The 11,733-nt window shown below is 67.3% G+C and carries 12 protein-coding genes and 2 pseudogenes; 6 read left to right on the top strand and 8 right to left on the bottom strand.

The genetic code is table 11. The features are described 5' to 3' along the window. Positions 1-7 precede the first annotated feature (7 nt). The gene (locus tag SHTP_RS28115; RefSeq protein WP_012396896.1) at positions 8-163 is read right to left on the bottom strand and encodes a hypothetical protein; all 156 of its coding nucleotides are present in this window, start codon (positions 161-163) and stop codon (positions 8-10) included. 466 nt (positions 164-629) lie between these two features. Between SHTP_RS28115 and SHTP_RS25880 the strand changes: the two genes are divergently transcribed. Together SHTP_RS25880 and SHTP_RS25875 are read left to right on the top strand one after the other, a co-directional pair. Continuing rightward, positions 630-1,703 carry a DUF4328 domain-containing protein gene (locus SHTP_RS25880; RefSeq protein WP_172900608.1) on the top strand — a complete coding sequence of 358 codons (1,074 nt, stop codon included), beginning with the start codon at positions 630-632 and terminating at the stop codon, positions 1,701-1,703. Positions 1,704-1,708: 5 nt separating this feature from the next. Then, positions 1,709-2,554 (top strand): glycerophosphodiester phosphodiesterase, encoded by an 846-nt coding sequence (locus tag SHTP_RS25875; RefSeq protein ID WP_096372674.1) that lies wholly within the window; start codon positions 1,709-1,711, stop codon positions 2,552-2,554. Here the strand turns inward: SHTP_RS25875 and SHTP_RS25870 are convergent. The 3 genes from SHTP_RS25870 to SHTP_RS25860 all read right to left on the bottom strand — a co-directional run bounded on the left by SHTP_RS25870 (position 2,551) and on the right by SHTP_RS25860 (position 5,396). Next, positions 2,551-3,096, bottom strand: coding sequence for a ferritin (locus SHTP_RS25870; protein WP_096372673.1), 546 nt, complete (start codon positions 3,094-3,096; stop codon positions 2,551-2,553). The two genes, SHTP_RS25875 and SHTP_RS25870, sit on opposite strands and share 4 nt — an antisense overlap. 192 nt (positions 3,097-3,288) lie before the next feature. After that, positions 3,289-4,518: an LCP family protein gene (locus SHTP_RS25865; RefSeq protein ID WP_096372198.1), complete on the bottom strand. Its 1,230-nt coding sequence runs from the start codon at positions 4,516-4,518 to the stop codon at positions 3,289-3,291. Positions 4,519-4,598: 80 nt separating this feature from the next. Further along, a complete protein-coding gene (locus SHTP_RS25860; RefSeq protein WP_096372197.1) occupies positions 4,599-5,396 on the bottom strand; it encodes a DUF2470 domain-containing protein in 798 nt (265 codons plus the stop codon). 97 nt (positions 5,397-5,493) lie between these two features. On the opposite strand from SHTP_RS25860, the gene pheA reads away from it, so the two are divergent. After that, on the top strand, positions 5,494-6,441 hold the full coding sequence (pheA, locus tag SHTP_RS25855; protein ID WP_096372196.1) for a prephenate dehydratase: 948 nt from the start codon (positions 5,494-5,496) through the stop codon (positions 6,439-6,441). Beyond that, positions 6,438-7,124 (top strand): annotated as a pseudogene (locus tag SHTP_RS25850) (histidine phosphatase family protein). The gene pheA and the pseudogene SHTP_RS25850 overlap by 4 nt, the downstream one beginning before the upstream one ends. A 3-nt stretch (positions 7,125-7,127) precedes the next feature. On the opposite strand, the gene SHTP_RS29550 reads toward SHTP_RS25850, so the two are convergent. The 3 genes and pseudogenes from SHTP_RS29550 to SHTP_RS25840 all read right to left on the bottom strand — a co-directional run bounded on the left by SHTP_RS29550 (position 7,128) and on the right by SHTP_RS25840 (position 9,141). Continuing rightward, entirely contained in the window at positions 7,128-7,337 is a 210-nt protein-coding gene (locus SHTP_RS29550) for a hypothetical protein (RefSeq protein ID WP_036451211.1), read from the bottom strand. Continuing rightward, positions 7,334-7,754: pseudogene (locus tag SHTP_RS25845) on the bottom strand (metallopeptidase family protein). The gene SHTP_RS29550 and the pseudogene SHTP_RS25845 overlap by 4 nt, the downstream one beginning before the upstream one ends. 4 nt (positions 7,755-7,758) lie before the next feature. Next, positions 7,759-9,141, bottom strand: coding sequence for a septum formation family protein (locus tag SHTP_RS25840; protein WP_096372672.1), 1,383 nt, complete (start codon positions 9,139-9,141; stop codon positions 7,759-7,761). A 120-nt stretch (positions 9,142-9,261) separates the two neighbouring features. On the opposite strand from SHTP_RS25840, the gene serS reads away from it, so the two are divergent. Beyond that, positions 9,262-10,521 (top strand): serine--tRNA ligase, encoded by a 1,260-nt coding sequence (serS, locus tag SHTP_RS25835; protein WP_096372194.1) that lies wholly within the window; start codon positions 9,262-9,264, stop codon positions 10,519-10,521. Here the strand turns inward: serS and SHTP_RS25830 are convergent. Further along, positions 10,518-11,000 (bottom strand): DUF2834 domain-containing protein, encoded by a 483-nt coding sequence (locus SHTP_RS25830; RefSeq protein ID WP_096372193.1) that lies wholly within the window; start codon positions 10,998-11,000, stop codon positions 10,518-10,520. The two genes, serS and SHTP_RS25830, sit on opposite strands and share 4 nt — an antisense overlap. Before the next feature lie 81 nt (positions 11,001-11,081). Between SHTP_RS25830 and SHTP_RS25825 the strand changes: the two genes are divergently transcribed. Further along, positions 11,082-11,729: a TetR/AcrR family transcriptional regulator gene (locus SHTP_RS25825; RefSeq protein WP_096372192.1), complete on the top strand. Its 648-nt coding sequence runs from the start codon at positions 11,082-11,084 to the stop codon at positions 11,727-11,729. The last annotated feature ends 4 nt before the right edge of the window (positions 11,730-11,733 follow it).

Raw genomic sequence — 11,733 nt, 5'->3', positions numbered from 1 at the left:
CGGGGATCTAATACAAGACGATGAGGGCGAGAACTCCCAGTAATGCCAGCGCAATCAGGCCCGCACGCAGGGCGGCTATGACGTAGGCGTGATTCCAGGTGGGCGATCCGGAGTGCGACTTCGGTGAGGGAGTCGATCCGGGGCCGTAGGAATGTGTCGCCATCGAGCGCCTTTCACCTGCACGGTCACCTCCAACAGTGAGGTGACTCACACTGAACCTGGCGTCCGCGATCATAACCCCTGGTGCCCGGCTTGAAAAATTCTTGCCTGGGCGGGTCGGCAACCGCACCAGGTGAGAGCGCCAATGCGGCGATGTGGGCCGCCGGCGGACGCTGTTCGGTGGGCCGTGGTCGGTCACGTTTGTCGAGTCGTCCAACTGGGTACAAGTGCTTAGCGCGGCAATGCATTTCGCTCGGGCCCGGCCAGGGCTGTCGATCGGCGGGTGTTGGTGGCGGGGGTTATCCACAGCGACGGCCGATCTCGACCGACAGACGCTGTGTTGATAACCAAAACCCGCCCAACCCATGTTGTGGATGAACCTGTGGAAACTGTGGATACCCACAAGTAGCTGAGTCGGAGATCGCGCGGCCCGTATGCCCTCGAGTGCCGACTCGCATTACGCTGGTCCGGTGATACAGGTGTGCTCCCAGTGCGGCACTTGGTGGAACGTACGCGAGCGACAGCGCGTGTGGTGTCCCCGTTGTCGGGGAGCGCTGATGGCGCCGCTGACCGGGGCTGCGGCCGCCGACCCGCAGTCGCGAACCTCGGTCGGCCCGCAACGGGTGACGTCTACCGCGCGGCGGGCGGCGCCCCGGCTACCACCAGGTTTTCGCTGGATAGCGGTGCGTCCGGGCGCTGCGCCACCGCACCGGCCCCGGCGACGCGCGTACGGGCCCACCCCCCGGTACACGGTGATGCCGCGCTGGGGACTGGGCGACCGCGTCGCGCAGCCCGGCACTTCGCCCGTGCCGGTAGCGACCAAGACGGGACCGGCGGCCGCGACCGTACGCACCCTGTTGTTCGCCACCATGCTGGTTCTCGGTGCCGCCGCATTCGTCTACGCGGTGCGATACGTGTTGCTGATCATCAACCGCGACATTCTGCTGAATTCCGTGCTGGCCGGCATCGCGGTCTGGGTGGGAGTGGCGGTCAGTTTCGCCGCGCTCGCCGCGATGGGCGTCTGCTTCGTCGTACTGATCAAGTGGCTTGTCGCGCGCCGGGCCGCCGCCTTCGCCTACTACGGCCTACCCGAGCACCGCTCCACCCTGCAGTTGTGGGCTGGTTGCCTGACGCCGCTGGCAAACCTGCTGTGGGCGCCGGTGTATCTCATCGAACTCGCGGTGGTCGAGGACACCTATCAACGGTTGAAGAAACCCATCCTGGTGTGGTGGATCGCATGGGTAGTCAGCACCGCGACGTCGCTGTTCGCCATCGCCACCAGCTTTTCCAGCGACGCTCAGGGCATCGCGAACAACACCGTCATGGTGGTCGTCGCGTATGCACTGGCGGCAGCCGCCGTGGGCACCGTTTCTCGCGTTTTCGAGGGATTCGAGTGCAAGCCGGTGCAACGGCCCGCGCACCGCTGGCTGGTGATGGGTCAGGATGATCAACCCGGCCGGTCCGCCACGGATGAAGACGATCGGGTCGATGCGGCCCCTGATGCTGATGCGGTTGAGCTGGAGGGGCAGGAACCGGCAGCATAATGGGTATGACCTGGGCCGACGAGGTGATCGCCGGGCATCCTTTCGTGGTGGCCCACCGCGGGGCGTCGGGCGCCTGGCCGGAACATACGCTCGCCGCCTACGACCTTGCGCTCAAGCAGGGGGCCGACGGTGTGGAGTGCGACGTCCGGCTCACCCGTGACGGTCATCTGGTTTGCGTGCACGATCGCCGGTTGGATCGGACTTCGACCGGGGCCGGGTTGGTCAGCACGATGACGCTGGATCAGCTGCGTGAGTTGGAGTACGGCGCCTGGCATGACAGCTGGCGGCCGGACGGTGCCCACGGAGATACCAGCCTGCTGACCCTGGACGCGCTGATCTCGCTGGTGCTGGATTGGAAACGGCCGGTGAAGGTCTTCATCGAGACCAAGCATCCGGTGCGGTACGGGTCGCTGGTCGAAAGCAAGGTGCTGGCGCTGCTGCAGCGCTTCGGCATTGCCCAACCTGCGTCCGCAGACCGGTCCCGCGCCGTCGTGATGTCGTTTTCGGCGGCCGCGGTGTGGCGGATTCGCCGAGCAGCACCGCTGCTGCCAACGGTGCTGCTCGGCAAAACGGCTCGCTATCTGGCCAGCGGTGCCGCCTCGGCTGTCGGAGCGACCGCCGTGGGACCGTCGCTGGCGGTGTTGCGGGAATATCCACAACTCGTCGATCGCGCCGCCGCCCAGGGGCGAGCGGTCTACTGCTGGGGTGTCGACGAGTACGAAGACATCGATTTCTGCCGGGACGTCGGCGTGGCGTGGATGGCCACCGACCACCCCGGCCGCGCCAAGGCCTGGTTGCAGCATGGCCGGCCGGGCGTGAGTAGCGGTCCCGCCGCCCCGCCGGAGGCCTAGAGGTTGCCTCCGGCGGCACGCGGAGCGGCTGCGCCCGACGGAGCCCGGCCGACCTCACGCGCAACGAAGTTCTCGAGCTCGAACAGGTTGGCCCCGGCCCGGTCGGCAATGCGCACCAGGCTGGCCATCAGCGCCACCTCTTCGATCTGCTCCTGCAGGAACCACTGCATGAACTGCTCGCCGAGGAAGTCGCTCTCATCGCGCGCCACCGCGGTCAGCCGACTGACCTGATCGGTGACGGCCCGCTCCTGATCGAGGGCCAACGCCAGGGCGTCGCGCGGCTTGTCGAAGTGATTTCGTACCGAGTCGATTCCCGGAATCTCGACACGGAGGTCGCGGTCGATCAGATGCTGCACCAGCATCATCGCGTGGTTGCGCTCCTCGACCGCCTGAGCGTAAAAGCGCTTCGCCAATCGGGGCAATTCTTCGCTATCGAAATAAACGGCAATGGCAACGTATTGTTGGGCCGCGGTGAATTCGTTGAAAATTTGTTCCTGCACCAGCGCATGGAATTTCGTCTTTGGTCCGTCGTAGTCGGTCATACCGTAAGAATAGTGCAGGTAAAACGCCACCTGCAACGAAGGCATGACTTACTCAGGAAAGGTTTTCCTAAGCCGATGCGCGAAATCAATAAGGTCAGGTTTGCCTAAGTAAACCTAGCCGGGCCGGAATCATGGGCGCATTTTCCGCATTTTTATGACCTACAACACACCCGGGGCGCCGAAATTGCGTTGTTATGGTGGCCCGTCGAAAGCGTCGGCCGGTATCGGCGTGTCGGAAGCCAGCGCGTCGAACATCTCGGCGGCCGCGTCGTGGTTCCACACCACGACCGAGCCGACGTCGGTGGTGGTGAATTCGCCGATCGGCACCGTCAGGGCCGTCGGGTGCCCGTGTAGCGCCCACCCGAGCCGGGCAAGGTCGAATACGTGGGCCCCCTGGTCGACGGTGAGCGCCGCGGCTGCGGCGCGCGGCACCGAATACCAACGCCACGGATTGAGCCATACCGCGGGGCTTTCGGCCCGGCGCAGCAACGCGGACATGAACTGGCGCTGGTCGATCATCCGGTCCAGGTCGGCTCTCGGTGTGGCTCGGGACCTGACGTAGCCCAGTGCGCTTCGGCCGTCGAGTTGCTGGCAGCCCGGCGCTAGGTCGATGCCGGCCAGTGGATCGCCGATCGGTTCCGTCAAACACATCCGGACACCGCCGAGCGCGTCGACCAGTTCGGCGAATCCGCCGAATCCGATCTCGGCATAGTGGTCGATTCGCAGGCCGGTGGCCTGTTCGACCGTTTGCACCAGCAAGGGCGCCCCGCCTATGGCGAATGCCGCGTTGATCTTGTCGCGGCCATACCCGGGAACGGGGACATATGAATCGCGCGGGATCGATACCAGGGCCGTCGGGGTGCTCGATCCGAGTCCGGCCAGGTGGACCAGCAGGATGGTGTCGGTTCGCCCGTCTCCGGGATCTCCGCCGGTGGTCAGCTCCTGCTGTTGCTCGGTGGTCAGACCCTGGCGACTGTCCGAGCCGACGATGAGCCAGTTGGTGCCGCGCCCGGGGCCGGGCCGGTCGGCATAGTCGCGCAATACCGGTTCCCGGTGCAGCGCCGTGTCCAGCCACAAAGCCCCGCCGAGAATGCCGGCGCCGGCCAGCAACACGGCGGTCAGCAGGCTCAGCGCAACGATCTTGCCCCAGCGGCGCTTGGTCTTTTTGCGGCGCGCTTTGGGTGCGGCCGGACGTGGCGGCGGCGCCGGGGTGGGGGTGCGCCGCCGGCGTCGGGGGCCGACGGGGCCGGTGGCCGGTTTGGGTGGAGGTGGCGCTGAGGTTGGTTGACGCGGTGGCGCCCCGCTGGGTTCCGCCGGACGGCGCAGGGGCAGCGTGTCGCGCCGGATGACCTGCGAGGGTTCCGATTGCGGCGGGATCGGAGGCTGGGGTCGCCGAAACTGAGCGGGTCGATCGCCGTTCACCTGGACAACGTACGTGCCAGGACACCGGAACGCAGCCGGCCGCCACGGCGCGCGGGGCGCAACGGGTTGGCCGCGGCCGGTTATCGCCGGGCGCGCAGACCGTTGCCGAACGGGCAGCCCAGCAGCACCCGGATGGCCTGCCTGAGCCCGTGCATGTCGTCGACCGGGCGATGGAATGGCAGCCGGATATCGCGGTCGCCGTCGTTGCTTTCGATGCGAAACCGCACGCCGTAGCGGTCGAGGCCAAGCGGGCGGACCTCACCGCGTCGCAGCGGGGCCGGCAGGCGCGACACCAACCGCGCGACCACGTCCTGATGGTCGGTCGTCAGGTGGCGCAGCAGGCTCGACTCGATCTCGCAGAACGGATCCGGTCGCGCGGCCAGTAGGTCCACGACGCTGATCGGTTCCGCGCCGGTGGAGTCGGTGACGACCACCGACTCGATCTCCAGTCGCATCAATGCGTATCGGATCTCCGCGCCGTGCGCCGGTGCGGATCTAGGTGTCTGGACTTGCAGCAAGGCTGGGTTGGGGTTCTCGGTGGCGATCAGGTCGAGCGCAGCGTCGATCATGTCCGCGGGAACGGGGTGCAGGCGCCCGCGTATCCAGACCAGCGAGCGGACGGGTTCACGCACCGGCAGTGGGGCGTAGTCCGTTAGTTCGAGGAGGGCCTGCGACGGGGGCTGCCCGGGATCGCCGGTGCCCGCACCCGGGTGCTCGATGGGAACGGCCACCGCAAAAGACCCGTCGGGCATCAGGTGATGGATGGGTGTGGCGACGGGGCCGTCCCGTTCCACCGCCAGCAGGGCACCGCCGGCCCGGGCGCATGCGCTGCGAATACGTTCGGCGGTCGTCGGCGCCGGGCTGGTGAGCGGCAGCATCACAAACTCCTCGTGATCTTCGGTAAGCCTAAGCTAACTTACTGGGGTGGTGGCTGCAAGCACCGAAAGGGCGGGCGCCGCCGTTAATGTTGTGTGCGTGGCGCGCATCGCATATCTCGGTCCGGAAGGGACATTCACCCAAGCGGCGCTGCTCGAGATAGCGGCTGCCGGGCTGGTCCCAGGCCACGACGACGGCGGCGCGCAACCGCTGCCGGTCGAAAGCACTCCCGCCGCGCTCGACGCCGTCCGTACCGGCGCCGCCGAATTCGCCTGCGTGCCCATCGAGAACTCGATCGACGGCTCGCTGGCCCCCACCCTGGACAGCCTGGCCATCGGGTCGCCGCTGCAGGTGTTCGCCGAGACAACGCTCGACGTGGCCTTCAGCATCGTGGTCAAGCCCGGCGTCGGCGCGGCCGACGTACGGACCCTGGCGGCTTTCCCGGTGGCAGCGGCGCAGGTTAGACAGTGGCTGACCGCTCATCTGCCCAACGTCGAGTTGCATCCGGCGTACTCCAACGCCGACGCGGCCCGCCAGGTGGCGGAGGAGCAGGTCGACGCTGCCGTGACCTCCCCGCTGGCCGCCGCGCACTGGGCGCTGCAGTCGCTGGCCGACGGCGTCGTTGACGAGTCCAACGCCCGCACCAGGTTCTTGCTCATCGGTGTACCGGGACCGCCGCCGCCGCGCACCGGCACCGATCGCACCTCGGCGGTGCTGCGTATCGCCAACGTGCCCGGTGCCCTGCTGGATGCACTGACCGAGTTCGGCATGCGCGGCATCGACCTCACCCGAATCGAGTCCCGGCCCACCCGTACCGGGCTGGGCACGTACATGTTTTTCATCGACTGTGTGGGTCACATCGCCGACGATGCTGTGGCTGAGGCACTCAAGGCGCTGCACCGTCGTTGTGCTGATGTGCGATACCTGGGTTCTTGGCCGACGGGTCAGACCTATGCGGCGCAGCCGCCGCCGGCGGACGAGGCGGCGATCTGGCTGCAGCAGCTGCGCGAAGGCAAGCCGGAAGCAAGCCCGGAGCCGCCGCTATGAGCGGTCGTCTGGTGCTGGTTCGCCACGGTCAGTCGGTCAGCAATGTCGAGCGTCGCTTGGACACGCTGCCGCCGGGGGCGGAGTTGACCCCGACGGGCCGGGCGCAGGCATAGGCCTTCGCGCGCGGCGGTTTGATTCGACCCGCCATGCTGGTGCACTCGATCGCTACTCGGGCGTCGCAGGCGGCCGAGGTGATCGCCGCCGCACTGACCGTCTCGGCCCACGAGGTGATCGGCATTCACGAGGTACAGGTCGGCGAGCTGGAAAACCGCTGCGATGACGAGGCCGTCGCGGAATTCAACGCCATCTACAAGCGGTGGCATTGCGGCGAGCTGGATGTCCCGTTGCCGGGCGGTGAGAGCGCCAACGACGTGCTGGCGCGCTATGTGCCGGTGCTCAACGACCTGCGAATGCGCTATCTGGACGACGAAGACCGAACCGGGGATCTCGTCGTGGTCAGCCACGGCGCGGCCATCCGGCTGGCCGGTGCTGTGCTCGCCGGGGTGGACGCCAACTTCGCCTTGGACAACCACCTGGACAACGCCGAATCGGTGGTGCCGACCCCGATCACCGACGGTCGCTGGAGTTGTGTCCGGTGGGGAACGAAAACGCCGCCCTTCTGCGTCGAGGTCGACTCCGCCGCCGGCGACCTCATGGCGTCCAGCGGCGACCCGATGGGCTGACGGTCACCCCGCCAGGGTGACCGCGGCGCTCTCGCCGCAAGTGCAGCCGATGGCCGCGCAGTCGACGACGAAGGTGTGCGGTATCAGCTCGGCGTCGTCACAATCAGATTCGGTGCATTCCGACCGGCCGGATAGTGGACCCTCCACGTGCCGAATCAAGGTCCCGTGGCAGTGTTCCAAGCCTGCCCGGCAGTCGCGGCAGCCTGTGCTCATAGACCGTTCATAGCACCGCACCCCGACATCGCCGGGTTGGCGCGCCCATCGTAATTCGATGGCCGATCACGCCCAGCCCAGCTGGCCCAGCCGGTCGTCGTCGATACCGAAATGGTGGGCGATCTCGTTGATCACCGTGATCGCCACCTGGTCGACAACCTCGTCGGCGGACTCGCAGACATCCAGCAGCGCTTCCCGGTAGATCGTGATGGCGTCCGGCAGGGCTCCGGCGTAGTCGGAATCACGCTCGGTCAGGGCGACCCCCTCGTAAAGGCCGAGCAGGTCGTGTTCGTCGGGGTGGCGGTCGGCGACCAGCACCACGACGTTGTCCATAGCGGCCGCCAGCTGGGGTGGAATCAGGTCCAGTGCGTAAGAGACCAGTTCGTCGAACAGCCGGGGGTCCATCCGCACCGCCACCCGGCTAGCCTCCCGGTGCGGGTTCCGCGGGCGCGGGGGCCTCGGGTTCGGGTGCTTGGGCAGGCGGTGGTGCGCCGCCATCGGCGGGCGGCGGCTGACTTTGGGTCGCCGGCGGCGGCTGAGTCGCCTGGGTTGTGGTGGCCGGGGCGGCGGGTGCCCGCGACGGCGTCACCACCGGTTGCTGATTGGGCAGATGCTGATTGCTCGGCGGAGCCGTTTGGGTCTGCCGGGGCGCGGGCGCGGGCCCGGCGGGCGGCACCTGCAGCGGAATGGGCGGCAACGTGAGCCGCTCTTCGGGAATGTCGGGCGGCGGCACCGGTGGCTGCCCGTTGATCAACAGCTCCCCCTTGGCGCTGTTCACCAACGTGGCCCAGCCCCCATTGCTCAGCGTCGCGCCGATGCTGCACGCGACTTCGCGGCTGCCCGCGGACCAGCTCGGCAGCGACAGCGTGGGGTAGATCAGGGTCAGGGTGGTGGTGCGCAACTTGATGGGGGCGAGGTAGGCGTCGGTCATCCGGGTACAGGTGTCTTTGATGTACCCGTCCTGCTCGGGCTCGGTAGGCAGGGCGTCGGGGAACTTCTCCGCCAGATTGACCGTGCCGGTGACCTCCATGGCATGGGGCGCCGCGCAGTCGACCGGAATATCGATTGGCTGATTGGTGGTCGAATCAATGCCCAAACAGGTGCCGGCCGGCCAGACCTTGGATTGATTGATGTCGGCGACCTTGCCCTTGAACGCGGTCTGTTGGTTGTTGGGACCGGGCAACTGCAGGCCGCACAACATGCGGCGCTCGCCGGCCTGACGCCACGCCCGGGCGCCGGACCAGAGCATGCTGGTGGTGAACTTGCTGTTGGGATCGAACTTGGCGCCGAGGTAGCGGCGCACCGCGGCCTGGCACTGTTCCTGGCTGATCTGCTGAATGCGGGCCGGTGATGGGGGAGAGGCGTCGGGCCCGTACTCCGAACCGGGGAAGGTTCGCATGTCAATGGACTCGGCGACTTCGAACCGGTGCTCATCGCCGCAGTCGACGATGGTGGCCGCCTCCGGTGTGCCTTCCGGCCACATCAGGCAGTCGCCGGTGGTGGCGCGGTTGAAAGCGGCGTTGCTCTTGGTGCCGGTGCTGGGCACCGGGTTGTTGTCGATGTAGCCGGCCAGCCGGCCCGGCCCGGTGGCAACGTCGGGGATCGCGGTGATCAACCCGGCGATCAGCAGGCCGCCTAGTGCGGTGAGCAGCAACCCGCGCCTGGTCGCCGACGCTTGCAGGGCACGCGGCCACCGGAAGCCGGCCGACGGCTGCTCCGCTTCGGCGGCAGTTTCGGCGTCGGCTTCGGCGTCGGGGTCAGGCTCGCTATCCGGTGCGAGCTCCTTCTCGGGCGCGTCCAACATCAGTTCCATTCTTACAGGGCCCACATAGCCACGTGACCAATGTTGCACATGTGATACCAGAGCCCGACAGAAGCCGAGCTGACGCGACGCGGCCAACCCGTCAAAAGTAGTCTTGCGGCCGTGATCGACCTGAAACTGCTCCGGGAAGACCCCGACGTCGTACGCCGATCCCAGCTCAGCCGCGGCGAAGACCCGGCGCTGGTAGATGCCCTGCTCACGGCGGACACGGCCCGCCGGACCGCGATCTCGACCGCGGACTCCCTGCGGGCCGAGCAGAAAGCCGCCAGCAAGAGCGTGGGTGGTGCATCGCCCGAAGAGCGTCCCGCCTTGCTGCAACGGGCCAAGGATCTCGCCGAGCAGGTCAAGGCCGCCGAGGCGACGCAGTCCGAAACCGAGACGGCCTTCACCGCAGCGCACATGGCAATACCGAACGTCATCCTCGACGGCGTGCCCGCCGGCGGGGAGGACGACTACGCGGTGCTGGACGTGGTCGGCGAACCCCGCGCGCTAGACAATCCGAAAGACCACCTGGAACTCGGCGAATCGCTGGGCCTGATCGACATGGCGCGCGGCGCCAAGGTGGCAGGGTCGCGATTCTATTTCTTGACCGGTCAGGGTGCGTTGCTGCAGCTGGGTCTGTTGCAGCTGGCGCTGCGGCTGGCCGTCGACAACGGCTTCATCCCGATGATCCCGCCGGTGCTGGTGCGTCCCGAGGTGATGGCCGGCACCGGATTCCTCGGGGCCCATGCCGACGAGGTCTATCGGCTCGAGGCCGACGACCTGTACCTGGTGGGCACCTCTGAGGTGCCGATGGCGGGCTATCACGCCGACGAGATCGTGGACCTGTCCGAGGGGCCGTTGCGCTACGCCGGATGGTCGTCATGCTTTCGGCGCGAGGCCGGCAGCTACGGCAAGGACACCCGCGGCATCATCCGGGTGCACCAGTTCGACAAGGTGGAAGGCTTCGTCTACTGCGCCCCCGCCGACGCCGAGGCCGAACATCAACGGCTGCTGGCCTGGCAGCGCGAGATGCTGGCGCAGATCGAGGTCCCCTATCGGGTGATCGACGTGGCGGCCGGCGATCTCGGCGCCTCGGCCGCCCGCAAGTTCGACTGCGAGGCGTGGGTACCGACCCAGGGCACCTACCGCGAGCTGACGTCCACCTCGAACTGCACCACGTTTCAGGCCCGACGGCTGGCGACGCGCTACCGCGACGCCAACGGCAAGCCGCAGATCGCGGCCACGTTGAACGGCACGCTGGGCACGACGCGGTGGTTGGTGTCGATTCTGGAAAACCACCAACAGCCCGACGGCAGCGTGCGGGTTCCCGCGGCCCTGGTTGGGTTCGTGGGCACCGAGGTGCTCGAGCCCAAGGGCTAGACGCCCACCTTGTCGCGAGCCTGTTCGTGGCGGTGCTGGCGTTCGATGGTGGCGAAGTAGAACGCCAGCGCGAAGGCGACGCTGGTGAACAGGCTGGACACGAAGTACAGCCAGGGCCTGCGCAGACCGCGTCGGTAGCCATCGACGATGGAGAACAGCGGCAGCAGGATCACGTTGGCGATCGTGTAGTCCTGGCTGGCCGAACCGGCGGCCGGGTTGGTGAACATCAGCCGGATGTAGTCCGCCCAGCTGCCCGGGCCCCAGATGGGGTTGGTCGCGCCGTGCGAGTACTCCCGGACGAAGCGGATGTTGAAGTACCAGCCAAAGGCGATCGAGGCGATGCCGACCGCGTAGTACACGCATTCCAGCGGGGAGAACCACGCACCTGCGGCCGGCCGGGCATACACCTGAGGGTTCGACGCGATGATCCAGCTGATGACGGCAATTCCGAGAACCGCGTGGACAAGAAGCGACACCATGGGCGCAGTCTCACCCCTATCCCGAAGTTTTGTCAATATTGACATAAGTGTCGGGGTCGCGGGTTGAGGTACCTTACTGCCATGGTCAGGCCCGCGCAGACGGTGCGCAGCGAACGCACCCGCGAGGCCCTGCGCCAGGCCGCGGTGGTGCGATTCCTGGCCCAGGGCGTCGAGGAGACGTCGGCCGAGCAGATCGCCGCCGATGCCGGGGTGTCACTGCGCACGTTCTATCGCCACTTCAGGTCCAAGCACGATCTGCTGTTTGCCGACTACATCGGTTTGCATTGGTTTCGCGCGGCGCTGGACGCCCGTCCCGTCGACGAGGCGATCATCGACTCGGTACAGACCGCGATCTTCGCCTTCCCGTATGACGTTGAAGCCGTAGCGAAAATCGCCACCCTGCGCGGTGGGGAGCTGGACCCAAGCCGCATCGTCCGGCACATTAAGGAGGTCCAGGCCGACTTCGCCGAGGTGATCGCGGCTCAGCTGCTACGACGTAGCTGTGCCGCGGCGGGAACGTCGGCGCAAACCCCGGATGCCCGGGTTCGCACCGCGGTGACCGCGCGTTGCATCGCGGCCGCGGTGTTCGGCGCGATGGAAGTGTGGATGCTGGGCGAAGACCGGTCCCTCGGCGAATTGGCGCGGGTGTGTCAGCTGGCGCTGGAGACGTTGCGGGCCGGGCTCACCAACACCTGGTGCCCCGACCGGCCCCGGACTGTTTCGTCATAATTGA

Source organism: Mycobacterium ulcerans subsp. shinshuense, assembly GCF_002355775.1.
In the GTDB taxonomy this organism is placed as follows: Bacteria; Actinomycetota; Actinomycetes; order Mycobacteriales; family Mycobacteriaceae; genus Mycobacterium; species Mycobacterium marinum.
This window is presented reverse-complemented; position numbering and strand designations above follow the sequence as displayed.

What these genes read in the sequence shown, in the direction of transcription:
- SHTP_RS28115 (WP_012396896.1), bottom strand. Translation starts at nt 163, where the DNA reads ATGGCGACACATTCCTACGGCCCCGGATCGACTCCCTCACCGAAGTCG.
- SHTP_RS25825 (WP_096372192.1), top strand. Translation starts at nt 11,082, where the DNA reads ATGGTCAGGCCCGCGCAGACGGTGCGCAGCGAACGCACCCGCGAGGCC.
- SHTP_RS29550 (WP_036451211.1), bottom strand. Translation starts at nt 7,337, where the DNA reads ATGAGCACAGGCTGCCGCGACTGCCGGGCAGGCTTGGAACACTGCCAC.
- SHTP_RS25875 (WP_096372674.1), top strand. Translation starts at nt 1,709, where the DNA reads ATGACCTGGGCCGACGAGGTGATCGCCGGGCATCCTTTCGTGGTGGCC.
- SHTP_RS25870 (WP_096372673.1), bottom strand. Translation starts at nt 3,096, where the DNA reads ATGACCGACTACGACGGACCAAAGACGAAATTCCATGCGCTGGTGCAG.
- SHTP_RS25830 (WP_096372193.1), bottom strand. Translation starts at nt 11,000, where the DNA reads ATGGTGTCGCTTCTTGTCCACGCGGTTCTCGGAATTGCCGTCATCAGC.
- SHTP_RS25860 (WP_096372197.1), bottom strand. Translation starts at nt 5,396, where the DNA reads ATGCTGCCGCTCACCAGCCCGGCGCCGACGACCGCCGAACGTATTCGC.
- SHTP_RS25840 (WP_096372672.1), bottom strand. Translation starts at nt 9,141, where the DNA reads ATGTTGGACGCGCCCGAGAAGGAGCTCGCACCGGATAGCGAGCCTGAC.